We start from the raw sequence: 25,340 nt of genomic DNA on the forward strand, positions 1-25,340 counted from the left end.
ATTTTGACAAGGGAATGACCATTCTCTTCAATCAATGCCTTGCCTCTAAGCCTTTTAATTCTCGCTGAGTGGGAAAGAACTTAATCAACTTGGTATAATACATAAAAAAAACCTAAAGTAATCACTTTAGGTTTTTGTCATTTTCTTTACCTTTATTCTTTATTTTTAGCAATCCAAGTATTAACACGACGCTCTAAAATAGAGAGTGGCATAGCTCCTCCGCCTAAAATAGTGTCATGAAAACCTTTAATATCAAATTTATCCGCAAGTTCCTTTTCAGCATGAGCACGTAATTCTAAAATTTTCAACATGCCTATTTTATAAGCTGTTGCTTGCCCAGGTAGAACAATGTAACGTCTGATTTCTGATGTAATCGCTTGAGGCGATACCGGTGTTTTCTCTTTGAAATAAGCAATAGCTTCTGCTTCAGTCCACCCTTTAGCATGCAAGCCTGTATCAACAACTAAACGTACAGCTCGCCATATTTCATTGACTAAACGCCCAAAATCAGAAAAATCATTTTGATAACCTCCCATCTCTTTTGCTAATAACTCAGCATAAAGACCCCAGCCCTCTTGATAAGCTGTAAAGCCTGCTTGAGTTCTAAACTGTGGAATAGAGGTTAACTCTTGGGCAATAGATACTTGCATATGATGTCCTGGGTTACCTTCATGGTAAGCAACCCCTTCCATTTCATTTTTAGGTAATGAGGTCATATCAGACAAATGTATATAATAGGTACCAGGTCTTGAACCGTCTGGCGTACCAGGAAAGTAATGTTGTGCTGCTCCGTCTTGCTCTCTAAATGCTTCAACTCGTTTAACAACAAGTTCAGCCTTAGGCAAAATGCCAAAAAAGTGGGGTAACTGCTGATTAATTTTCGCTAAGTAACCTTCAACATCTGAGATGTAATTTTGACGACCTTCATCAGTATTAGAATAGAAAAATTGTGGTTCTGTTTTCACAAATTTAAAAAAGGCTTGTAAATCCCCCTCGAATCCAACTTTATTTTTAATCGCTATCATTTCTTTAGTAATACGAGCAACTTCAGACAAGCCAATTTCATGAATTTCATTTGCTGTTAGTGTCGTTGTTGTTGATGCTTTTAATCTAAAGTTATAATAGTTTTCACCATTAGGCTGTGATCCTACACCTGCTGATACTTTATCAGTGTTCACAATATCCTTCTCAAACCAAGCAATAAGCGATTGATATGTTGGCAAAAATTTAGTATTTAAAGCACCCTTAGCTTCTGCAAGTAGTTCATCAGCTTTAGTCTGATCTATTTTATTTGCATCAAGCAAACTTGTGATTTTACGTTTAGCATCAGCCCATAAGGCTGAATCATCACCCTCTTTTGTAAAAGGCGCGCCAGTTATCAATGCTTGTGCTTGTTCAATTACGCCTTCATAAGCAAACTTAGGAGGTCTAACCCCTTTGCTTGCATTTAATTGTGCCCTGACAAGTAAGTCGGCAATAGCTTGAGATATACCAGAAATACGCGATATATAAGCAAGCATATCTTTTTCTTCATCAACTTTATGAAAATTAATCAAAAATTGTGCTACGAAAGCCTGAATACCTTGCATTTGAGTAAAAATATAAGCATTTTGATTGAACCGACGTTCTTCTACGGCTTCTTCATATTGATGAAGCCAAATGTCATAAGAAATCTTTGCTTCATCATTCAGTTTATCATAATCAAAATTTTCTTTAAGCTCTTCCACATCTCGCTTTTGCAATGCTAATTTTCTAACTTCTTCTGCTTCAGTCATCACATCAATTTTATCGTAATGCTCTTTACGACCTAAAAACGTTAGCATCATAGGGCTTTCTTGTAATTGCTCTTCGTATTTTTTAGCAAACCATTCATTTATGCGTTCGCTTTCACTTTGTGCAACAGCAACCGCTTTAGTTGAATTGCCTGATACTACATCCTTTTGATTATTGCTGGTTGTATTAGGCTGACAGGCCGCTAACATAACGGCCAGTGTTACTACGGATAATGGTGTACGCATGGTGAATCCTTTTCAGTGATTATATTTTGAAGCTAAAAGCAGCTAGTTCTTTTTCTTTTTTCTATTGTACAAACAATTAACTTACTTACCACAACAAATGGATACACCTAAACGAAATAAATGCCAGCTTCCTGGTTCCATTTTGTGCCAAGTTTCATCTTCGGTTAGCGGTTGAGTGGCTATTACAGTAACAATATCATTTGCGGTTGTTTCTTTATGAAAATCAACCGCCATTTCAGCATCAATTAAACTGGCTTTACCAAACGGTGCACAGCGTGTTATCCAATGTAAATTATTTGAACAATAGGCAAATAAACATTCACCATCGCTAATAATAATATTAGCAACACCAAGCGCATCAATTTTATGAGTTAATGTTGCGATAAATTTAAATAACACTTTTGATGAAGGTTGAGTAGCACCAAATTGATAATGCAATTGGTCTAATATCCAACAAAAAGCATGTTCACTATCCGTTGTACCAATTGGTAAGTGAAACTTAACAGGTAACGTTTCCTTAAAACCTTTTAATTGACCATTATGCGCATAGGTCCAGTTTTTACCCCACATTTGTCGAATAAATGGGTGGGTATTTTCTAAACACACGCCGCCAGAGTTGGCTTGGCGTATATGACAAACAACAGATTCACTTTTTATAGGGTATCTGGTAACCAAATCAGCAATAGGGGAATGCGCGCTTGGCTCGGGGTCTTTAAAACTACGACAGCCTTTGCCTTCGTAAAAAGTGATTCCCCAACCATCTTTATGAGGACCTGTATTTCCTCCTCGTTGCATTAAACCACTAAAACTAAAACAAATATCGGTTGGTACATTAGCTGACATGGCTAACAGTTCACACATAACTAAACCTTTCGCTTAAACTAAAAAAAATACAACTTATGGTAAGAATAACAATAAGGGTTAAATCAAAATAGATCATTAAAAAACCAAAACAAATGCTTGGTTATCTTGTAAATTTACTCTATAACTAGATTATACAACTAATCATTAAAATAGTTTTAATTACTTTATTTCTATTTAACAACAAGGATATTTTGTGGATACTTTTATCTGGATAATTGCAGCATTCTCACTCATTACCTTTATGAGTTATTCTAGGGCTTCCTTATCAACATTTACGTTTGCCTTTATTGCTTTAATGGCTATAGGTACTTTTTTCAATATTATTGGGTTTGTGTCTTGGTTACTCTTTGGGGTAATTGCTTTACCACTTAATATTGATAATATTCGGCTACAATTTATTAGTATGCCATTGCTGACATTATTTAAAAAAATAATGCCACAAATGTCTGAAACGGAACAACAAGCAATAGATGCTGGAACAACTTGGTTTGAAGCTGAACTTTTTCGTGGCAATCCAAATTGGTCAAAACTACATAATTACCCTCAACCTCGTCTTAGCGCACAAGAAAAAGCCTTTTTAGAAGGGCCAGTTGAAGAAGTTTGCGCTATGGTTAATGATTGGCAAACAACTCATGAATTGGCTGATCTTTCTCCTGAAGTATGGCAGTTTTTAAAAGACAATAAATTTTTTGCCATGATCATTAAAAAACAATATGGCGGTTTAGATTTTTCAGCCTATGCACAGTCTAGAGTTCTACAAAAGTTAACTGGCGTTAGCTCCGTACTTGCCAGTACAGTAGGCGTACCTAATTCCCTTGGTCCTGGAGAATTATTACAAGAATACGGTACAAAAGCCCAACAAGACTATTACCTACCCCGTTTAGCTACTGGTGAAGAAATTCCTTGTTTTGCATTAACCAGTCCTGAAGCAGGTTCTGATGCAGGCGCAATTCCTGATACTGGTATTATTTGCCGACAAACTTTTGAAAATGAGGAAATATTAGGGATAAAATTAAATTGGGATAAACGTTATATAACCCTTGCTCCCGTAGCGACAGTGTTAGGTTTAGCCTTTAAACTTGAAGATCCTGATGGCTTGTTAGGTGATGAGAAAGAACTCGGTATTACCTGCGCATTAATTCCAACCAATATGGAAGGTGTTACTATCGGTCGTCGACATTTTCCATTAAACATTCCTTTTCAAAATGGTCCTACCCAAGGTAAAGATGTTTTTGTGCCTCTAGATTACATTATTGGTGGGAAAGAAATGGCTGGCCATGGCTGGCGTATGCTAGTTGAATGTTTGTCAGTAGGAAGAGCAATAACATTACCTTCTAACAGTACAGGTGGTATAAAAACCGTTGCACTAGCAACTGGGGCCTATAGCCGAATTCGTCGTCAATTCAAATTACCAATAGGAAAAATGGAAGGCATTGAAGAACCATTAGCCCGTATTGGTGGTAATGCCTATTTAATGGATGCTGTTACAACATTATCAACTGGGGCAATTGACCTAGGTGAAAAGCCCTCTGTAGTGTCAGCTATATCAAAATATCATTTAACTGAAAAAATGCGCTCTTCAATTTCCGATGCTATGGATATTCATGGCGGTAAAGGTATATGCATGGGGCCTAGCAACTATCTTGCAAGAGGTTACCAAGGCGCACCTATTGCAATTACCGTTGAAGGTGCAAATATTTTGACTCGCAGTTTAATCATTTATGGGCAAGGTGCAATTCGTTGCCATCCTTATATTTTAGCTGAATTACAAGCAGCCAACGAAGAAAATGCAGAAAAATCATTACACGATTTTGACCATGCGTTATTTGGTCATATTGGTTTTAGCATTAGTAACATCAGCCGAAGCCTCTGGTGCTCGCTAACTGGAGCCCGTTTTTTATCGGCTCCTTTTAATGATCAAACAAAACACTATTATCAACTATTATCACGCTTTAGCTCAAATCTAGCCATGCTAAGCGATATTGCTATGATGGTACTCGGCGCAGATTTAAAGCGTAAAGAGCGTATATCTGCACGTCTTGGTGATGTACTCAGCCACTTATATCTTGCTAGTGCCTGTCTTAAACGATTTAATGATGAAGGTAGACAACAAGACGATTTACCTTTATTACAGTGGGCAGTTGAAGATTCATTATATAATATTCAAAAAGCCATTGATGAGTTGCTAAGTAACTTTCCTAATAGAGGGGTTGCGTATATGTTAAGAGGCATTATTTTCCCTTTTGGCACCTGGTTAACAAAACCCTCAGATGATTTAGACCATCAAGTAGCTAGATTATTACAAACCCCCAGTGAGACAAGAAATCGATTGGGTAAATGGCAATATTTAACAAGAGATGGTAAAAATGTTTTTGGCATTTTAGAACAAACTTTAGAAGATATTATTGCCTGTGAACCAATTTTTGCAAAAGTGTGTATTGCGTTAGATAAACAACTACCTTTTTATGACTTAGACAACGCAGCGGCACTCGGTTTAGCGGCTAACGCGATTACTGAAAAAGAAGCAGAAATACTGATTAAAGCCGAACATGGTAGAAAAGCAACTATAAGCGTTGATGATTTTGATAGCAGTGAGTTGTCAGTGTCTGCTTAAACCGAGTTGAGGTTAATAAGTAAATTTTCAATCTGGTTGTTCAAACTAAATTATGTGATTACAAATAAAAACGCACAAGTGTTAGCTTGTGCGTTTTTTATTATAAAACAATGATTCTTTGTTTTATGAAAAAGATAATAACTCTTGATCCAGTTGCATCAGAGTTTTAGGGTCTGCCATCATGGTTTTCGCCAGTGACTTAGTTCTAGGCAACATGCGTTCAAAATAAAATTCAGCTGTTTTAATTTTTGCACGGTAAAAATCACGATTTTCAACACCTTCAGCTAATTTTTCATAAGCTGATTGCGCCATTTGAGCCCAAAAATACGCCATCACAATATAACCAGAGTACATTAAGTAATCAACTGATGCTGAGCCAACGATATCTCTATTATTTTTTGCTTTCATCGCTAATCGTAAGGAGTACTGCTGCCAATTTGCAACAGCTTTACTTAACGGCCATACAAATTTGTTCATTTGACGTTTATGTGGATTACTAGAAATCATACTTCTATCTTTACAGAAGATTAATACTTCTTTAGCAAAAGCCTTTAATGATTTACCACGAGTAAGTAAAATTTTACGTCCCAATAAATCTAATGCCTGAATACCTGTTGTTCCTTCATAAAGTGTAGCAATACGCGCATCTCGAACAATCTGTTCCATGCCCCACTCTTTAATAAAACCATGACCACCAAATATTTGCAAACCGTGGTTAGCACTTTCTGAACCAAGTTCTGTTAAAAAAGCTTTAAGGATTGGTGTAATAAAACCTAAACGTTCATCAGCAGCTTCTTTTTCAGCATCTGTTTTGGCCATTTCTATTTCATCAACAATTTTAGCCGTGTAATAAATCATGGCACGACCACCTTCAGAAATGGCTTTTTGTGTCATCAACATTTTACGTACGTCAGGGTGAACAATAATAGGATCTGCAACTTTATCAGGAAACTTCTTACCCGTAAGAGAGCGCATAGACAAACGTTCTTTTGCGTACATTAGCGAATTTTGGAATGCTAACTCTGCACTACAAACGCCTTGTAACGCTGTGCCTACTCGCGCAGTATTCATAAAGGTGAACATACATTCTAACCCTTTATTCATAGGTCCAATTAATTCACCCACAGCATTATCAAAATTTAATACCGCTGTAGAAGAAGCTTTAATGCCCATTTTATCTTCAATTGAGCCACAAGTAACATGATTAGATTCACCCACATTACCTTGAGCATCTGTTTTCATTTTAGGTACAATGAATAGAGATATACCACGAGTACCAGCAGGTGCGTTAGGAAGCCTTGCTAACACAATATGAATGATATTATCAGTTAAGTCATGCTCGCCTGCTGAAATAAATATCTTGGTACCCGTTATATTGTATGTACCATCTTCATTCGGCTCTGCTTTTGTTTTAACTTGTCCTAAATCGGTACCACAATGTGGCTCCGTTAAACACATAGTGCCCGTCCACGTACCTTCAGTTAAACGTGTTAAATACAATTCTTTTTGCGCTTCGCTGCCATGTGTTTGCACTGTGTTCATTGCACCATGACTTAAACCTGGATACATTGTCCAAGACCAATTAGCTGTACCCATCATTTCTGATTTGGCCATACCTAACGATGGTGGTAGCCCTTGTCCACCATGTTCAACAGGATGAGACAAACTTTGCCAACCACCAGCAACATATTGATCGTATGCTTTTTTAAACCCTTTAGGCGTTGTTACCTTACCGTTGTTAAAGGTACAACCTTCTTTATCACCACTTTGGTATAAAGGTAATAACTCATTTTCAGAAAATTTAGCACATTCTTGAAGAATAGCATCAACCAAATCAGGGGTTGCCTCTTCAAATTCAGGATATTTTTTGTAATGACCATAAAAGTCAAATACATCTTCAATTAAAAATTTTATGTCTGCTATGGGTGCTTTATAACTAAGCATTGTTTACTCCTACCACTGAATATATTTATGGCGTTGTTTCGATGACGATAATACTAATTAAAACACTGGTCGTACCACTTATACAAGTTATTTTTAAAGTTATTTAATTCACCATGCTGAAATTATTTATTAACATACTGTTAGTATTAATAAAATATTGAAGTATATTTTTTCAAAAATGATAAAATAATAGGCCATAATAAATTATTTACAATACAGAGAACAATATGTCAGAGAGCTATTTAGAAATACAACTTGATCAACAACCCATTGAGTTATGTAAATTACTTAAAATTGCTGATTTAGTTACCGGTGGCGGTGAAGCAAAAGTTGTCATTAGTGAGGGCTACGTATTACTCAATGGCGAGGTAGAATATCAAAAAAGGAAAAAGGTATACCATAATGATATTATTGAATTTAATGGAGAAGTAATACAAGTTGTAGTTGATGAGAATTTACAACTAGAAGAACAGCCAAAACCTGAATTAAATGAAATTATTCAGCCAGTCACTCACACTAAAGCAAAGCAACAAGAAAATAATGAACAAAAAAAAGCAGTATCACTTCAAGAGGATACTGCTAAGCAACATAAAAGAAAGCCAATTTCTTTTTAAATGACAATATGATGTAGTTTATTTTACAAATGCCAACGCTTCGTTAGACAGTTTAGTAATTTCAGACCAATTTTTGTTTTCAACTGCACTGTTCGGGACCAACCAAGAGCCTCCACAACACGCCACATTGGGCAACGCTAAATAATCACGTATATTTTTCAAGTTAATTCCCCCTGTTGGACAAAAAGTAATACCAGGAAAAGGACCGCCAATTGATTTAATGGCATTCACACCACCAGACGCTTCTGCTGGAAAGAATTTTAAATGATCATAGCCTAAATCTGATGCATCCATTAAATCTGAAATTGAGGATATACCTGGAATTAACGCAATTTCACCTTCGTTACCCGCTTGTAATAAATCTGTTGTTAAACCAGGACTTATTGCAAATTTAGCACCCGCATCAACAGACTGCTGTAGCTGTTGACGGTTTGTTACTGTACCAGAACCAACAACAGCTTCAGGTAATTCTTTAGCGATAATACTAATCACATCAAGTGCTGCTGGTGTACGTAAAGTCACCTCAAGTACTTTAATATTGGCAGCCAAAAGTGCTTCTGCAATTGGCAAAGCATCTGCTACTTTATTAATCACTAATACTGGAACTATTGGCCCCATTGCGAAAAGTTCCTTTGGCATGATTTGCCAATTTTTTGATGCTGTCATAAATCCTCAATTCTTTTTACATTTAATAATATTTAATACGTAATTTCCGTTAATCAACTCAATAATCAACGTATTGCTTACCACTTTTTATTCTGTGAACAAAGAACAAGCGCCTGTTTCTGCCGAACTTAGATTACGACGCATAAAACCAAAAAGTTCACGCCCCATACCTTGATGATGCCCATTTACTTGGAATTGCGCATTATCACGTGCTGCTAGTGTTTGTTCATCAACTAACAAGGTTAATTCACCAGTTTCACCATCTAAATTAATCATATCGCCTGTTTGCACTTTTGCGATCAAGCCACCATCTAATGCTTCAGGACATAAATGAATGGCGGCAGGCACTTTACCTGAAGCACCAGACATACGTCCATCAGTCACTAATGCTACTTTGAAGCCTTTATCTTGTAATACACCCAATGGTGGGGTTAATTTGTGTAATTCAGGCATACCACGCGCTTTAGGCCCTTGAAATCGAACAACGGCAACAAAATCTTTTTCTAATTCACCGTTGTCAAACGCAGTTTGTAATTCATGTTGATCTTCAAAAACAATTGCTGGGGCTTTAATAACGTAACTGCCTTCACGTAATGATGATGTTTTTAATACAGACGTACCTAAATTACCTTTTAGCGTTTTCAAACCACCGTCATGCTTAAATGGCTTGGCAACCGTAGCAATAACTTCTTCATCAAGTGATTTTTCTATTCCATCTACCCAAACAAGTTGGCCATCTTCAAATACTGGTTTTTGGGTATAGCGTGATAAGCCTCGACCACAAATAGTTTCCACATCTTCATGTAATAATCCCGCATTGATTAACTCTTTAAACAATAAAGCCATTCCACCCGCTTCTTGAAAGTGATTAATATCAGCTTGACCATTTGGATAAATACGAGTTATGAGTGGCACAACATGAGATAAATCATTGAAATCTTGAAAATTAATAATAATGCCAGCAGCTCTAGCAAATGCAATAATATGCATGGTTAAATTCGTAGAGCCACCAGTTGCTAATAAGGCAACAATGGCATTCACTATAGAACGCTCATCAATCATTTTACCTACAGGCATATAATTTCCAGACTGGGGTGTTAAACGAGTCACTTGTCTAGCCGCTGCTTTAGTTAACTCTTGACGCAATGGAGTATTAGGCGCGACAAAAGAAGCGCCTGGTAAATGTAATCCCATCACTTCAACCACGAGTTGATTAGAGTTTGCAGTCCCAAAGAAAGTACAAGTACCAGCAGCATGGTAAGAAGCTGATTCTGCTTCTAATAAAGCTACTTCATCAACTTCACCTTGAGCATATTGTTGACGAACACGCGCTTTTTCTTTATTAGGAATACCAGAAGGCATAGGCCCTGCAGGTACAAACACTGTAGGTAAATGTCCAAAGGTCATGCTAGCAATAAGTAAACCGGGAACAATTTTATCACAAATACCCAGCATTAAAGCGCCGTCAAACATATTATGAGATAAACCAACAGCCGTTGCCATTGCGATAACATCACGGCTCATTAGGCTTAAGTCCATACCAGGTTGCCCTTGTGTAACACCATCACACATTGCAGGAACACCACTGGCAAACTGCGCAACACCACCCGTTGACTTAACCGCCTCTTTGATTATTTGAGGATAAGTTTCATATGGTTGATGCGCACTTAACATATCATTATAAGCAGAAACAATAGCAATATCTGAGTGGTTTAACCCCTTAATTGCTTGTTTATCTTCTTTATTACAAGCAGCAAAGCCATGGGCTAAATTACCACAAGACAAACTGGCACGATGCACCGTATTCGATTTAGCTGCTGTTATTTTAGCTAGATAGTCTTTTCGTGTTGCAGCACTTCGCGCAATTATACGCTCAGTAATGTCTACTATTTCTTGTTTCATTGCTATTTTCATAAGCCTACTTCTTGATATTTATTTGTTGATTATTTGATTAATTTTTACAATCGACTTCTATTTAGCCCAATATACTTGGGTATCAATAGTGTTACCTTGTAAAAAAGCACGAATTGGCATTTCAAAAATATTATTATCGCTGAGTGCTTTCTCTAACACTTGTTTTTTACTATCACCACAAATATGTAGAAAAACGTGTTTACTTTGTTTTAATGCTGCAAAACTAAAAGTAATACGCTGATTGGGTGCTGTTTTAGGTTGAACCTTCATTAACGCATTTTTATTAGATTCATCTAACCCTGCTGCTATTTGCTCACTGCAAGGAAACAGCGATGCGGTATGTCCGTCTTCGCCCATCCCTAAAATAACAACATCCAATGGAAGTAATGTATTTACTGCCGCAATATTTAAATCAGCCAATATTTCTTCGCTAAGTGTTTCACCTTGCTTTAAATGAAAAAACTTTGCTACAGAAGCATTGTTTTGTAATAAGTTTTCGTGCACTAAACGGGTGTTACTTGCATCAGAATTTAAATCGACCCAACGTTCATCAGCCAACGTTATAGTAACTTTCTTCCAGTCTATTGATTTGTTAGACAATACTTTAAAAAAGCCTGTTGGTGTTGAACCACCCGACACAGCAATACTCGCTTTGCCTTTTGTTGCAATAGCTAACTGTAGTAATTGGCTAACTTTTTCTGCTAATGCTTCGTCTAAATCTGCTTTACTGTCAAAATTATTCAATGTATGCATAATTATTCTACCCACTGACGATCGTCACGCGCTATTAAAGAAATAGAAGAGACGGGACCCCAAGAACCAGCAGCATAAGGTTTAGGTTTTTCATTTGTGGCTTGCCATGCATCAATAATGCTATCCGCCCAAGTCCATGCGGCTTCAACTTCATCTCGACTAACAAATAATGATTGATTACCGTTCAACACTTCAAGCATTAAACGTTCATACGCATCAATAACGCGTTGGTCTTTGTAAGTATCGCTAAAACTTAAATCAAGTTTGTTTTCTTGAATATTCATTTGTGAGGCAATACCTGGAATTTTATTCATCATTTGCAACTCAACGCCCTCGTCAGGCTGCAAACGAATGGTTAATTTATTGGCAGGTAAATCACTATAACTTTCTTTAAAAATATTATGCGGTTGGGCTTTAAAGTGAACAACAATCTCACTGTGTTTTACCGGCATACGCTTACCCGTTCTTAAGTAAAATGGTACGCCAGACCAACGCCAGTTATCAATTTCCGCTTTTATAGCAACAAACGTTTCTGTTTTACTTAACGTATTAGCGCCCTCTTCATTTAAATAGCCGGGAACTGCAACACCATTCAAAAAACCATCTGTATACTGACCTCGTACTGTTTTATCTTTAATGTTTGAGCGATCTATAGGAGACAGTGCTTTTACTGCTTTTAGTTTTTCAGCCCTAATACTTTCAGCACTCAAATCAGCTGGCGGCTCCATTGCTAATAATGATAAAATTTGCAACAGATGGTTTTGAATCATATCGCGCATCTGACCTGCTTCATCATAAAAACCCCAACGCCCTTCTATACCAACACTTTCAGCAACCGTAATTTGCACATGATCAATACTGTTTCTGTCCCAATTATTAGTAAAAAGAGAATTGGCAAAACGTAATACCAATAAATTTAAAACCGTTTCTTTACCCAAATAATGGTCTATACGATAAATTTGGTTTTCATTAAAAAAACGAGACACTTGATTATTAATAACTTTTGATGACTCTAAACAGTGGCCAATGGGTTTTTCCATAACAACACGATCATTATCAGCAATTAAATCTGCATGATTTAATCCATCACAAATATCACCATAAATAACGGGTGGTGTTGAAAAATAATATACGCGGGTTTTATTTGCACTTGTTGCCAATGTTGTCGCTAAACTTGCGTAATCATCAACTTCTTTCATATCCAGTTTTACGTAAACAAATCGTGCCATGAAACGTGCTAGCACACTTTCGTCAACCGACTCTTTTACAAAGGTATTAATATTTTCTAATACAATTTCTTTAAATTCTTCATCAGTATGCTCGTTACGGGCTACACCAACAATACGACTTTGCTCATTAATTAAACCACATGCATCTAATTGATATAAAGCAGGTAATAACTTGCGTCGAGATAAATCACCTAAAGCACCAAAAATAACGATTTCACTAGCTGATTGATTATCTAATTTATTCATAAAAACGTTCAGACCTCGTATTTGAGTATAATAACTGCATAATAGTTACCGTTTTAAAAATGATGCTGCTGCATAATGAAAGCTAAATTCATCGCACACAACTCTTTAAAACCCTTTATTACAAAGAAGTCACTGATTATGGCGTAATTCTTAAAGTAATAAAATAGCACTGTAACTAAACTACATATGCATCTAATTTAGCTTCTGAACGTTCATCAGTAAAGAACTTTTTGTAATTTTATTACATTTTATACAAAAAAACGCTTAATTTATAGATTTTGTCAAAATCATATAGGAATATTTGACTTTTTTCCTAAAAAACCAATAAAAATGTTATTTATATCTCTGTTTGATTATTAAACATTTGCAAATATTCTACATTTTGCATAATATTACGGTCAACTTATGAAATAAAATTTCATTGTTTCTGTTATTTAAGCAGAAAATAAATTACAGTAGCTAGGTATAGCAGCATCAAATTAGCTATGTATAGCAATTAAATATCAACGTTATTAGGCCATATATTTGGCTTATAAATGAGTAGAGCTAGGATCAAAAAATAATGAATATATTAGAAAAGATCACTAACGAACTAGACACCCTAAGTAAATCTGAGCGTAAAGTTGCTGAAGTTATATTATCTTCTCCAAGCACCGTTATTCACTCAAGTATAGCGGCACTCGCTAAACAAGCGAATATTAGTGAACCCACGGTAAATCGATTTTGCCGTCGTTTAGATACGAAAGGCTATCCAGACTTTAAACTACATTTAGCTCAAAGCTTAGCGAATGGTACGCCTTACGTTAATCGCCATGTAGACGAAAATGACACCGCTGAAGATTACACCGATAAAATTTTTGAATCGACCATGGCTAGTCTTGAACTAGCGCGTAAAAGTTTAGACCCTTCTTTGATCAACCGTTCTGTAGATGTACTTACACAAGCCAATAAAATCTCATTTTTTGGTTTAGGTGCATCGGCCATTGTGGCTCATGATGCACAAAATAAATTCTTTCGCTTTAATGTACCCGTTGTTTATTTTGATGACATATTAATGCAACGTATGAGTGCTATAAATAGCCGACAAGGTGATGTTGTCATTGTAATATCTCATACGGGACGAACTAAATCATTGGTTGAAGTTGCTAGTTTAGCAAAAGAAAATGATGCAACTGTCATCGGTATTACCACAACAGACACACCATTAGCTAAAGAATGCAGCATTGTTTTATCGGTTGATGTTGCTGAAGACACTGATCTTTATATGCCTATGTCATCACGAATCGCACAATTAGCATTAATTGATGTTCTCGCCACAGGTTTCACACTAAGACGTGGTAGTAAATTTAGAGATAATTTGAAAAAAGTAAAAGATAGTTTAAGAAGCTCACGCTTTGAACGTAAAGACTAATATTTTATAAGTTGAGCACCTCAACGCTTAACTTACATTGTAAAACACACTAAAAAGTATAAGGATTAAAATGCCTAGAAGAACAAAAATTGTTGCTACCCTTGGTCCAGCAACAGATGACAGAGCTAAATTAAAAGCAGTACTTGCTGCGGGTGTAAATGTTGTAAGACTTAACTTTTCTCACGGCGTACCTCAAGACCACATCGACAGAGCAAATAATGTTCGTGAAATAGCTAAAGAATTAGGTGTTTATGTTGGAATACTAGGTGATTTACAAGGCCCTAAAATTCGCATATCTACTTTTAAAGATGGCCCTATAAAACTTGCTATCGGGGATAAATTTGAATTAGATGCTCTATTAGAAAAAGGACAAGGCTGCCAAGAGAAAGTTGGTATTGATTATAAAAAATTAGTTCAAGATGTTAGCGCAGGCGACATATTATTGCTCGATGATGGTCGTGTTCAACTGAAAGTATTATCAACCTCAAATACTTCAGTTTTTACAGAAGTTACTGTGGGTGGCCCACTTTCAAATAATAAAGGTATTAACCGCCAAGGTGGTGGCTTAACTGCGCCTGCTCTTACAACAAAAGATAAAGCAGACATTATTACAGCAGCAAAAATCAATGTTGATTTCCTTGCCGTTTCTTTTCCTCGCGACGCCGCAGATATGCGAGAAGCACGTCTATTGGCCCAAGAAGCAGGATGTGATGCGCGTTTAGTCGCAAAAATTGAACGTGCTGAAGCCGTGAATGATGATGAAATTCTTGATGGCATTATTTTAGCATCTGATGTTGTAATGGTTGCTCGGGGCGACTTAGGTGTAGAAATTGGCGATGCAGAGCTCGTTGGTAAACAAAAACATATTATCGCACGTTCACGTCGTTTAAACCGTGTTGTTATAACAGCAACACAAATGATGGAAACAATGATTGAACAACCTATGCCAACCCGTGCAGAAGTCATGGATGTTGCAAATGCGGTATTAGATGGTACTGATGCAGTTATGCTAAGTGCTGAAACAGCGGCAGGTAAATACCCCGTAGAAACCGTGACAGCAATGGCCAATGTGTGCCTTGGCGCGGAAAAGCATCGTTCGGTTAATATTTCTAATCACAGAATGGATCTTACGTTTACCGAAACATCTGAAACTATTGCTTTATCTGCAATGTACGCAGCTAACCATTTAGACGGAGTTAAAGCTATTATTGCCCTTACTGAGTCAGGACAAACCAGTAAATTAATGTCTAGAATTACTTCTGGTTTACCTATTTACTCATTATCACGTCATGCTAAAACACTAAATAAAACGGCTATTTACCGAGGTGTTTACCCTATTGCTTTTGATTCAACACAAAGCAGTCATGAAACATTGAGCGATGATATTTTAAAAGAGGTTTGCCAAAAATCTGATTTAACCATTGGTGATAAAATCATATTAACTCATGGTGATTTAATGGAAACAGTCGGCGCTTCAAATACATTAAAAGTTCTAACCATCACGAAAAATCATGTAACAATAGACTAACGTACAGCATATGAAAAAAGCCGTTAGTATTCATTTATACTAATGGCCTTTTTTATAGGGTATGTGTAAACTAAAGTGAAGTAATACCAATTAAATTAAATTTGTGATCTAATGAAGGTATGAAATATATTTCCCAAAAAGAGCTTGAAGAAAAGCTCAAACCTATTGATTTTAAATCATTGATCTCAAAAAAACCAATGGACGATTAAGGAGCAGATTGTTAGCAATGTCACATATTCGTGATGGTGCTGATCGTACTGAAACGGCTAAACATTAAAAGTAAATCGTCGCATGGTAAATGATTGGGCTAAACGTTTTTTCAATGAAGGACTCAATGGTTTAAAAGAAAAACCAAGAACAAGTCGCCCTAAAAAACTTACCGCTGAACAACTAACTAAATTTACACAATACGTTAAAAATTAAGCCGTTAAACCTAAGGGCGGTCGGTTTAACGGTCATGACTTTGCTCATTATATAGACGAACAATTTGGTGTTCGTTACACCGTTCAAACGTGTACTTTTTACTTCACCTGCTAAATTTTTCATGGATCACAAGTCGTTCTCGACCCCCTAAACAATCGGAAGAAATTCAAGAAGATTTTAAAAAATTCCAAAATGAGTTGATCGAACTAGTGCCCAATGATCTTTCGTTAGATCATATTGATATTTGGTTTCAAGATGAGGCACGTTTTGGGCAACAGGATACGACGACTCGTATATGGGCCGAAAAAGGTACTCGACCCAGAGTAGTAAAACAACAGCAATTTACATCTGCCTATTTGTGTGGTGTCGTTTGCCCCAAAACAGGTGCAACCGAAGTACCTGCGGGTAAACAGTCTTCATCATCAGGCAATCAAGAATACGGGACAAATCTAAAGGTTATAGGAAGGGATCTGGACGACATTATCCAAGCTGTGGAGTCAACAGAAAATAACATCATAGGTCTACAATGGCATCCTGAATACTTGTTTTATTTACCCTCACATTTTGCCATATTTCGTTGGCTGGTGAACTGTAGTCGATGATATTTAGTTTCCAGATGTGAAGTGAAGATGGCTAACGTGAGGTGATGTTCGTCAAGCGTAACTTTTCTGTAATCTTATTATTTCTATACAGTGGTGTTAAATAACCAATTCCATTAATAAATTTTCCACTAGTATCCAGTCTTTAGGTATAATTTTATTACTCTGGAGGGGCAGTTATAAAGCAATTCCAAGCCCAGCTACATTCATCAACAATATCGTCACTCCCTTTGAAGCATCTATTGGTGAGTTCATTTTGACGTGCCATTGTCACCAATGAAATTAGATTTTGGCCATCTAAAGCTGGCAGATCTACCATATCCCAGTCTTTAACAATTTAAGGTCATTACTAAAAGGACACTACAATGTAGGTATTGGTTTACATATTTTGCATTTATTTTGTTTATGAGCTATAAAATAACTAGGATATTTTTTGAACAAAAGTGACTTGTATGGATAATAACCAACATTTTTCAATGGACGAGCAACAGTTACATTCACTCATTCACATCATCCCTTCTAGTGCTATGATTGTCAATAATCTAGGTTGCATTTTGTATTGCAATCAACTACTTACTGATGCATTGGGCTATAGCGCTGGTGCGCTAACCAATGCCAATATCGAGCAACTATTACCCAAGGAATACCGCAGTTCTCATCAATCTCTGATGGAACAGTTTTTAGCATCCCCTTCAAAGAGACAAATGGGCAAAGGTAAGGAATTATTTGCACTAAAGAAGGATGGTGAAAAAATCCCGATAGAAATAGGCTTAAACCCGATAAAAGTAGGTAGTGATGTTTTAGTTCTGGCGACACTTGTTGATATTTCTACGCGTTTACGAATGAACCAAATGTTCAAGAATTCGGTGAATCATGCTCCATACGGTGTTTTGGTTGTCAGTACAGCTGGTGTCATTGCCTTTGCGAATGATTCATTATGCAACTGCTTTGGCTATAATATTGAGCAATTGCTTGGTAATCCGATAGAAATGTTACTTCCTAAGCGCTATCGTGGCGATCATCAAGGTTTACGTAATGCTTATATAGAAAAACCAACCGTTAGAATGATGGGCGTTGGCAGAGACTTAACCGCTTTACATGCTGATGGTAGAGAATTTCCGATAGAAATAGGCTTAAAGCCATTTGTTGATGAAAATAATAAAAAAATGATCTTAGTTTCTCTTGTCGATATTACCCAACGTAAGCGTATGGAAAATGAATTAAAAGAAACCAATACAAATTTAGAAGAATTTACTTATGTCGCCTCACATGATCTGCGCTCACCATTACGTGGAATTTCAGATTTATTAGAATGGATTAAAGAGGATTTACCAACTGATTGTCCTGCTGATGTTAACAAAAACATCGATCGCATCTCAATACGGGTTGATAAAATGGAAGCATTAATTGAGAACTTACTCACTTATGCTCGAGCAGGTAATTTACATTCAGAAATAAAAACCATAAATATCAGTTTATTAATAGACGATGTTTTAAGTTTAGTAGCGATCCCAGATAAATTTTCCGTAGCACTTGATATTTCCGTTGATGAACTTGAATCAGCACTAACACCATTAGAAACAATCTTACGAAATCTTATTAGTAACGCGGTTAAGCATCACGATAAAGAAGTTGGAAAATTAAATATCACTTGTCGTAGAGAAAACAGTATGTTGCATTTTATGGTTTGTGATGATGGTCCAGGAATACCAGAGAGTGCTATGAAGAGAATTTTTAGATTGTTTCAAACGGTCAGCTCTTCTGAAAGAGGTGCTTCAGGCATTGGTTTATCAGTATGTCGACGTTTAGCCGAAACCCATGGCGGTCGTATTAGTGTCAATAATAATAGAGACCTAAAAGGTGTCACCTTTCACTTATGGTGGCCTCGTTTTATAAGGAAAGATACCCATGATTAAGAATCTTAGCATTTTATTAGTTGAAGACGATGATGTTGCCGCAGAGTCTGTAATGCGCAGCTTGGCTAAAACTGCTCCTAATATTCCAATCGTGCTAGCAAGTAATGGTCAAGAAGCACTCGATATAATATTAACGGATAATAAAAAGAGCCCGCTAAGTCGTCCTTTTATTGTCTTATTAGATCTTAGCATGCCGGTAATGAATGGATTAGAATTTTTAGAGGTGGTACGACAATCGAAAGATCTTAAAGAACTGGTGATCTTTGTCTTAACCACTTCGGATGCAGAAACCGACCGTACTCAAGCTTACTATCACAACGTCGCCGGTTATATGGTGAAATCTGCCGTCGGCCCACAGTTTTCAAAACTTGCTTCTCTTTTGCTCAGTTACCAAAAAGCGGTAGCAATGATACCGTAATTTTTGATATAAGGATGTTGACATAAATGAACGCCACTTCACTAAAGTTACTTGTTGTCGATGATGACGATGTCGATAGAGAAAAAATACGTCGTATGTTGAAGTCAGTTGATTTATCAGCCTTCATAGAAGAAACGTCTACCGTTTACGATTCTATTGCGGTAATAGAAAAAAGCAGCTACGACTGTATTATCGTTGATTATCGCCTTGGTAAAGAAGACGGTCTAACATTGCTTAATCAAATCCGTAAGCGACTAGCCAAAGATTGTGCAGTGATTATTATCTCTGGGCTAGGTGATGAAGAGGTCGCTGCTGAGGCAATGCGGCTAGGCGCTAATGACTATTTAGTCAAAAGCAATTTAAAAGCAACGCAATTATTCAGTGCCATATTAAATGCAATAAGTACAGCGAAGCATAAACAGGAAATTGACAACTTAGCTCATTATGACAGTTTAACAGGTTTAGCTAGTCGCCCCTTGTTGCTGGATAGATTACGACAATCGATCAAACATATTAACCGACAAAAAAAATTAGCTGCGTTAGCCTTTATTGATTTAGACCACTTTAAGCCTGTGAACGACACGTATGGACACGAGGCTGGTGACTTTGTACTGATTGAAATAGCCAAAAAATTAAAAAAAACCTTACGTACAAGTGACACCATAGCTAGGATAGGAGGTGATGAATTTGTACTTTTGCTTGATGATATTGACGATGTACAAAAATGCGAAGAATTACTGAAGCGAGTTTTACTGGTATTAAGCATACCAATTCAGCTGCCAAATCAATATTTTGTCAAAATATCTGCGAGTATCGGCGTCTCTATCATTAACAATGGGAAATTAGATGCAGATACTATACTACGTAGGGCTGATCAAACCATGTATCAAGCCAAAAATTCAGGACGAAATAAAATATTATTCTTTGACCCAAAAGAAGAAAAAAAGCAAGAGCAATACCGAAAAATGTTAACCGACGTAGACATATCATTAGATAAAAATGAATTTACTTTATTGTATCAACCGAAAATAAACACGATATTGAATGAAATCATTGGTGTTGAAGCATTAATACGATGGAACCATCCAACACAAGGACTGTTGTCACCCGCTCATTTTGCTCACGCGTTAGAACATTCGACGCTTAGCGTTAAAATTGGCGAGTGGGTCATAGAAAAAGCGTTAAAACAGTGTGATTTATGGCGTAAAGCGGGTAGTCATATCAGCGTCAGCGTCAACATATCTGGCCCGCACATTCTCAAAAGAGATTTTATTGATTGCCTGACTGAAAGTCTATTTGAATACCCAGCAGTGACCGCCACTCTACTTGAACTAGAGGTGTTAGAATCAGTATCAATCAACAACATTGAGCTCGCGGTGCAAAGACTTGAACAATGCAGAGCTTTAGGGATGAGAATTGCCTTAGATGATTTTGGTACGGGATTCGCCTCACTCAATTACTTGAAAATGCTACCGCTTGATACGTTGAAAATCGATCGATCATTTATACAAAATATAGAAGAAGATAAAGCAGATGAAGCGATCGTTAAAAGTATGATTGAGTTTGGCAAGGTTTTTAATTATCGTCTTATCGCAGAAGGCATAGAAACTAAAGCACAACTTAAAAAGTTCCAATCGCTTGGCGGTGAATATGTTCAAGGATTTTACTTTGCCAAGCCCATGGAAGGTAAATATATATTACACTGGATAAAAAACAACAAATTTCAATGTGAAAAACAGGCTTAAAAAATTAGGATGTGTTTCGCACAATGACACTTAAGCTGTAGCAGTAACGCTGTTTTCCGCTATGTATTAGTTTGTCCATAAATTACCGTTTAGCTTAGTGGAAACAGTAAAAGCAAACGACATTGAGCCGTCGGAGTATTTTATGACGTTACAGCCACAAGCAAAGACACTGGAAGATTTGGAAGCAATACTGCCTTGGAACATTAATAAAGTGGTTGGTTAGTCGCTTACCGCTAATTCATTTTATTTTAGTAGATGGAAAAGCCTTTAACAGCGGCCTTCATGTTTCTGCTTGGTTGGGGTTAGTGCTAGGACAGCATTCAACGGGAGGAAAGCCAACCTTGTTGGGAATTTCTAAACGCGGAAATGCTTATTTAAGAACGCAGCTGATTAACGGCACCAGAGCAGCGTTCAGGCACTGTAAAAATAAAACCGACCAAGTGAGTATTTGGGCAAAGCAATTGAAAGAGCGCAGTAATTATAATAATGCCACGGTTGCTTTAACGAATAAAATGGCGCGAATGGCTTGGGCGATGCTGCACCACCAAGAAGATTACAAATATAAAAGTGCAATCAATTAACAGAAAAAATAGTTTTTAGAAAAAAAAGAAGAAAACAACCTTGTAACATTGCTAGATAATAGAGATTGATGGGATACAGTTCAGCACTGCCCTATAGGAAACCTTTTAATACCAAGGGCTATTATAAGCCGCGAAATTGATAAGGTAATAGGGGCGGAAATCTATCAGGGCTAGAGGCATCAAGTTGATACCTCAGCTAAAAGCCGAATATATGGCTGCAATGCACTCTATTTCAACGATTTAAATTGTCTTGCAATCGGAGAGGGTCCATATATGGTATAACTGCAAATAATTGCAAGTTACTTTTTTATTTTCTTAGGCTTTATAAACCCACGCTAAAAAACTTTTTGAATCATTTACATTAGTAAATTTGATTAATTTTGCACCATCTTGATCAGTAACAACAACATTATGTTTGTTAACTGAAATTGAGGTTACTGGTGATTTAATTGAATAAACCATACCTTTGTATGTATAAGACATAATAGAACTCTTTTAATTTGCGTTAAAACGCATGAATAATAAAAGCTATATTATTGTATGAAAACTTTTAGATATTTTTAAATATCAACTCAATTTGAGACTATATTTTTGATAACTCAGACAATAATTTAAGCTTAATAATTTGAGTGTTGGCTAACTGTGAAAGGGAAAGACAAAACATGGTTTACCACTTAATAGATATAAACAGATAACCAGTTAAATAAACGAGAGGAGAGTAAATAACCGCGCAACTATATAAGTTAAATAAGCATAAGTAAACTAGTTTTTCGTTTTTAATTGAAAATATGGCAATTACTGAGTTTAATTGGGAGGGTAATCACCCTAAAATTACAGCTATTAATTTGTTTACCCATTCTCCACTTAATCACGATTGCACTATAGTATGGATTTAGGTATCCTGCCCACCATTAAAAGTATGGATTTAGGTATCCTGCCCACCATTAAATTTTATACAAAAAATAATGAAAACCAGACTATATCTCGCTCGACACGGCGAAACCCTATGGAACAAAAAACGTCGACTACAAGGGCACCTTAACAGCCAATTGACACCTTTAGGTAAATTGCAATCAGCACATATTGCTGAGAAATTGTCAGCTATATCTATCAGCACCATTATATCTTCTCCGCTAGAACGCGCCGTAGAAACGGCTTTTATTTGTCAACAAGCCTTCAATGTTCCCCATAAAACGTATAACAGTTTACTGGAGAGAAATTTAGGTGATTGGCAAGGAAAAGATGTTAGCTATCTTCAAACATTACCTGAATATCATGAGTTGCTAAACCAAGTAACCTCACTCAAAATTAATAATGCAGAATCAGCCCTTGATTGTGGAAAGCGTATTTTTAGTGCCCTGCAACAACTAGCCAATGCACATTTAGGACAAAACTCCTTAATAATATTTCATGGTGAGGCAATGCGTTGTTTATTTTTTTTGCTTGGCCAAACACAAAATACCAATGCATTTAATCTATTTGCAAATGGTTGTATTGTTGCTTTAGATTATCAACAGACCCCTCCTTATTTTATGATAAAAGAGAATTAAAATTTGACGACTGACAGTAGTTTTGTAAACAGTATGATGCTGTTAGTCATACCATTTAAATTAACACTGGTTTTAGCATTTGCCTTATTACTTGATTACTTAATAGGCGAACCAAAAAAGTATCATCCATTGATCGGTTTTGGACTGATAGCGAATAAAACAGAACAATGGTTAAATAAACCTAGTCATCACACGCATTACTTTACAAGAGCAAGCGCCCTACTCGGTTTTTCTGCATGGTGTTTACTTATATTACCTTTTTGTTATCTGTTGTACCTTCTACTCGCTATATTACCAGCAAGTGTAAAATTTATAATTGAAGTGTTCTTTTTATATTTAGCTATTGGCTTAAATAGTTTACATCTACATGCAATGCAAGTTTTTACACCACTAAACCAAGGAAATCTACTAACTGCGCGCCACTTCACTGGTTACCTTGTAAGTAGAGAAACTCAGCAATTATCACCTGAAGAAATGTCACGGGCTACTGTAGAGTCTATGCTTGAAAATGGTCATGATGCTGTTATCGCTTCTTTGGTTTATTACTTGATTGGTGGAATTCCTTTAGTCATATTACATCGACTCGCCAATACACTTGATGCTATGTGGGGTTATAAAACAGACCGCTTTAATTCTTTTGGTTTTTTTGCTGCACGAGCCGACGATGCGTTAGGCTTTGTCACAGGGAAAATTTGCACTGTTTTATATGCCGTACAACAACCATTTTGTCAGGCATTAAAAAATGCTTATCAACAAGGTAATGAATATAAAAGTCACAATGGCGGTTGGGTTATGGCCGCTGGTGCTACTGTAATGCAGATTTCTCTAGGCGGTAATGCTATCTACAACAATAAAAAGATAACATCCCCAACCTTAGGCTTAAATTTAAATGAAAATACCATAGTGAAAGTAACTGATATTCCTCGCAGTATAACAGTAGTAAAACGAGCAGCTATGTTATTAGTTTTATTCATTTTTATCTATCAACTAACCCACTACATTATCGTATAAATCTTGTATATTTCTTGTATAATTAACACTATTTATAAAACTAACATTCAGGTGAATCAATTTTGGCTTTGATCCATGGCGGACAATTACAACAAGTAGCAAAACAATACAACATTCCTGCAGAAAACTGGTTAGATTTATCTACTGGTATAGCCCCATTTAGCTACCCTGTTCCATCTATTCCTGAAAAACTCTACCAAGTATTGCCACAGGCAAGTAATGATTTACAAACGGCTGCAAAGCGCTACTATAATGCCGACAACCTACTCGTTACCAATGGTAGCCAAGCCATCATAAAATTATTACCCACGCTTTGGCATGAAAAAAATCCGCATTCAACCATCGTTTATTTACCAGAACAAGGTTATAAAGAGCATGCGCTTGCGTGGCAAAACTCAGGGTTTAGAGTTTGTTGGTATCAAGATGAATTGCCCGACCTTAGTAAAATTGAAAACAATGCTGTTTTAGTCGTTATTAACCCTAATAATCCAACAGGTCAGTTATACCCAAAACCTACCTTAATTAAATATCAAGAAAAACTAGCAAACAGTAACGGCCTCTTCGTCATTGATGAAGCCTTTATTGATGTAGTAAGCCCTTCACAATCCATGACACATACAATTAACGGCAATTTGATAAACACCAATATAAAGACTAATGTAAACACCCTAATTTTACGCTCTTTTGGTAAGTTTTTCGGCTTAGCTGGTATTCGCATTGGTTTTTTAATTGCTTGCGAAACTTGGATAGACAACTTTCATGAGCACCTAGGGCCATGGCAGGTAAATGGTCCTGCACAGTTTATTGCAAAAACAGCATTGGCTGATTATCAATGGCATGAGCAACAAAAACACAAGCTACAACTTTTAAGTGCTCAATTACGTACAATACTCATTGAAAGTATACCCAGTGAATACATTGATAAAATAACAGGAACGAATTTATTTCAAACCGTTTATTTTCTCAAAAATACTGAAGCAAAAAGCCACGCTGAAAATTTCTACGTTTCACTATGCCAACAGGCAATATATGTACGCTTAACCGATGACAAACAAGCATTAAGGTTTGGTTTAGCCAAGAAGGAACAACTTGCACGACTAAAGACTGGTTTAATACATATAGCTCTCTCTTAAAAACCAATTTGGTTTTTCATGATAATCCACCAAACAATCTTGTATAAATCAATTTTAGCATCTATTCTTTTTACAGAAGCATCACTGAGTAATTATATTTTATTAACTATTAGGGTCTGTTGATCTTTCATGTTTAAATTTGTTCGAATTAAATGCCTTTTTG

General features: G+C 36.5%; 20 protein-coding genes and 2 pseudogenes. 13 read left to right on the forward strand and 9 right to left on the reverse strand.

The features are described 5' to 3' along the window. Positions 1 to 152: 152 nt before the first annotated feature. Positions 153 to 2,018 (reverse strand): DUF885 domain-containing protein, encoded by a 1,866-nt coding sequence (locus ACE1OF_RS11650; protein ID WP_448894629.1) that lies wholly within the window; start codon positions 2,016 to 2,018, stop codon positions 153 to 155. A gap of 81 nt (positions 2,019 to 2,099) precedes the next feature. Continuing rightward, positions 2,100 to 2,879 carry a class II glutamine amidotransferase gene (locus ACE1OF_RS11655; protein WP_448894631.1) on the reverse strand — a complete coding sequence of 260 codons (780 nt, stop codon included), beginning with the start codon at positions 2,877 to 2,879 and terminating at the stop codon, positions 2,100 to 2,102. Positions 2,880 to 3,075: 196 nt separating this feature from the next. Between ACE1OF_RS11655 and fadE the strand changes: the two genes are divergently transcribed. After that, positions 3,076 to 5,496, forward strand: a complete 2,421-nt coding sequence (gene fadE / locus ACE1OF_RS11660; RefSeq protein ID WP_448894633.1) for an acyl-CoA dehydrogenase FadE — start codon at positions 3,076 to 3,078, stop codon at positions 5,494 to 5,496. A 123-nt stretch (positions 5,497 to 5,619) separates the two neighbouring features. Here the strand turns inward: fadE and ACE1OF_RS11665 are convergent, their stop codons facing one another. Further along, the gene (locus ACE1OF_RS11665) at positions 5,620 to 7,440 is read right to left on the reverse strand and encodes an acyl-CoA dehydrogenase C-terminal domain-containing protein (protein ID WP_448894634.1); all 1,821 of its coding nucleotides are present in this window, start codon (positions 7,438 to 7,440) and stop codon (positions 5,620 to 5,622) included. Positions 7,441 to 7,667: 227 nt separating this feature from the next. On the opposite strand from ACE1OF_RS11665, the gene ACE1OF_RS11670 reads away from it, so the two are divergent. Continuing rightward, complete coding sequence (locus ACE1OF_RS11670) at positions 7,668 to 8,054, forward strand: RNA-binding S4 domain-containing protein (protein WP_448894636.1); 387 nt, start codon at positions 7,668 to 7,670, stop codon at positions 8,052 to 8,054. 18 nt (positions 8,055 to 8,072) lie between these two features. Here the strand turns inward: ACE1OF_RS11670 and ACE1OF_RS11675 are convergent, their stop codons facing one another. The 4 genes from ACE1OF_RS11675 to zwf form a co-directional block, all read right to left on the reverse strand. Further along, on the reverse strand, positions 8,073 to 8,720 hold the full coding sequence (locus ACE1OF_RS11675; protein ID WP_448894637.1) for a bifunctional 4-hydroxy-2-oxoglutarate aldolase/2-dehydro-3-deoxy-phosphogluconate aldolase: 648 nt from the start codon (positions 8,718 to 8,720) through the stop codon (positions 8,073 to 8,075). Positions 8,721 to 8,807: 87 nt separating this feature from the next. Further along, positions 8,808 to 10,622, reverse strand: a complete 1,815-nt coding sequence (edd, locus tag ACE1OF_RS11680; RefSeq protein WP_448894706.1) for a phosphogluconate dehydratase — start codon at positions 10,620 to 10,622, stop codon at positions 8,808 to 8,810. A 69-nt stretch (positions 10,623 to 10,691) separates the two neighbouring features. Next, complete coding sequence (gene pgl / locus ACE1OF_RS11685; protein WP_448894638.1) at positions 10,692 to 11,387, reverse strand: 6-phosphogluconolactonase; 696 nt, start codon at positions 11,385 to 11,387, stop codon at positions 10,692 to 10,694. A 2-nt stretch (positions 11,388 to 11,389) separates the two neighbouring features. Continuing rightward, positions 11,390 to 12,862, reverse strand: coding sequence for a glucose-6-phosphate dehydrogenase (zwf, locus tag ACE1OF_RS11690; RefSeq protein ID WP_448894639.1), 1,473 nt, complete (start codon positions 12,860 to 12,862; stop codon positions 11,390 to 11,392). A 562-nt stretch (positions 12,863 to 13,424) separates the two neighbouring features. Between zwf and ACE1OF_RS11695 the strand changes: the two genes are divergently transcribed. The 4 genes and pseudogenes from ACE1OF_RS11695 (at position 13,425) to ACE1OF_RS11710 (ending at position 16,826) form a co-directional block, all read left to right on the forward strand. Then, the gene (locus tag ACE1OF_RS11695; protein WP_448894640.1) at positions 13,425 to 14,273 is read left to right on the forward strand and encodes a MurR/RpiR family transcriptional regulator; all 849 of its coding nucleotides are present in this window, start codon (positions 13,425 to 13,427) and stop codon (positions 14,271 to 14,273) included. Positions 14,274 to 14,343: 70 nt separating this feature from the next. Beyond that, positions 14,344 to 15,801: a pyruvate kinase gene (gene pyk / locus ACE1OF_RS11700; RefSeq protein WP_448894641.1), complete on the forward strand. Its 1,458-nt coding sequence runs from the start codon at positions 14,344 to 14,346 to the stop codon at positions 15,799 to 15,801. A gap of 288 nt (positions 15,802 to 16,089) precedes the next feature. Beyond that, positions 16,090 to 16,224 (forward strand): annotated as a pseudogene (locus ACE1OF_RS11705) (helix-turn-helix domain-containing protein); the annotation flags it as partial. Between the two features lie 62 nt (positions 16,225 to 16,286). Then, the gene (locus ACE1OF_RS11710; RefSeq protein WP_448894708.1) at positions 16,287 to 16,826 is read left to right on the forward strand and encodes a winged helix-turn-helix domain-containing protein; all 540 of its coding nucleotides are present in this window, start codon (positions 16,287 to 16,289) and stop codon (positions 16,824 to 16,826) included. 157 nt (positions 16,827 to 16,983) lie between these two features. Here ACE1OF_RS11710 and ACE1OF_RS11715 read toward each other — a convergent pair whose 3' ends face one another. Continuing rightward, positions 16,984 to 17,142: a hypothetical protein gene (locus tag ACE1OF_RS11715; RefSeq protein ID WP_448894642.1), complete on the reverse strand. Its 159-nt coding sequence runs from the start codon at positions 17,140 to 17,142 to the stop codon at positions 16,984 to 16,986. Positions 17,143 to 17,275: 133 nt separating this feature from the next. On the opposite strand from ACE1OF_RS11715, the gene ACE1OF_RS11720 reads away from it, so the two are divergent. The 4 genes and pseudogenes from ACE1OF_RS11720 to ACE1OF_RS11735 form a co-directional block, all read left to right on the forward strand. After that, on the forward strand, positions 17,276 to 18,739 hold the full coding sequence (locus tag ACE1OF_RS11720) for a PAS domain-containing sensor histidine kinase (RefSeq protein WP_448894643.1): 1,464 nt from the start codon (positions 17,276 to 17,278) through the stop codon (positions 18,737 to 18,739). After that, complete coding sequence (locus ACE1OF_RS11725; RefSeq protein WP_448894644.1) at positions 18,732 to 19,157, forward strand: response regulator; 426 nt, start codon at positions 18,732 to 18,734, stop codon at positions 19,155 to 19,157. The genes ACE1OF_RS11720 and ACE1OF_RS11725 overlap by 8 nt, the downstream gene beginning before the upstream one ends. 26 nt (positions 19,158 to 19,183) lie before the next feature. Continuing rightward, on the forward strand, positions 19,184 to 20,902 hold the full coding sequence (locus tag ACE1OF_RS11730; protein ID WP_448894645.1) for an EAL domain-containing protein: 1,719 nt from the start codon (positions 19,184 to 19,186) through the stop codon (positions 20,900 to 20,902). Between the two features lie 230 nt (positions 20,903 to 21,132). Next, positions 21,133 to 21,483: pseudogene (locus tag ACE1OF_RS11735) on the forward strand (transposase); the annotation flags it as partial. A gap of 315 nt (positions 21,484 to 21,798) precedes the next feature. Here ACE1OF_RS11735 and ACE1OF_RS11740 read toward each other — a convergent pair. Next, complete coding sequence (locus ACE1OF_RS11740; protein ID WP_448894646.1) at positions 21,799 to 21,966, reverse strand: hypothetical protein; 168 nt, start codon at positions 21,964 to 21,966, stop codon at positions 21,799 to 21,801. Between the two features lie 482 nt (positions 21,967 to 22,448). On the opposite strand from ACE1OF_RS11740, the gene ACE1OF_RS11745 reads away from it, so the two are divergent. The 3 genes from ACE1OF_RS11745 (at position 22,449) to ACE1OF_RS11755 (ending at position 25,177) form a co-directional block, all read left to right on the forward strand. Continuing rightward, complete coding sequence (locus tag ACE1OF_RS11745; RefSeq protein WP_448894647.1) at positions 22,449 to 23,033, forward strand: histidine phosphatase family protein; 585 nt, start codon at positions 22,449 to 22,451, stop codon at positions 23,031 to 23,033. A gap of 3 nt (positions 23,034 to 23,036) precedes the next feature. Then, positions 23,037 to 24,044, forward strand: coding sequence for an adenosylcobinamide-phosphate synthase CbiB (gene cbiB, locus ACE1OF_RS11750; RefSeq protein WP_448894648.1), 1,008 nt, complete (start codon positions 23,037 to 23,039; stop codon positions 24,042 to 24,044). A 62-nt stretch (positions 24,045 to 24,106) separates the two neighbouring features. Next, positions 24,107 to 25,177 carry a threonine-phosphate decarboxylase gene (locus ACE1OF_RS11755; protein ID WP_448894650.1) on the forward strand — a complete coding sequence of 357 codons (1,071 nt, stop codon included), beginning with the start codon at positions 24,107 to 24,109 and terminating at the stop codon, positions 25,175 to 25,177. The last annotated feature ends 163 nt before the right edge of the window (positions 25,178 to 25,340 follow it).

This window comes from Colwellia sp. E150_009 (genome assembly GCF_053543955.1).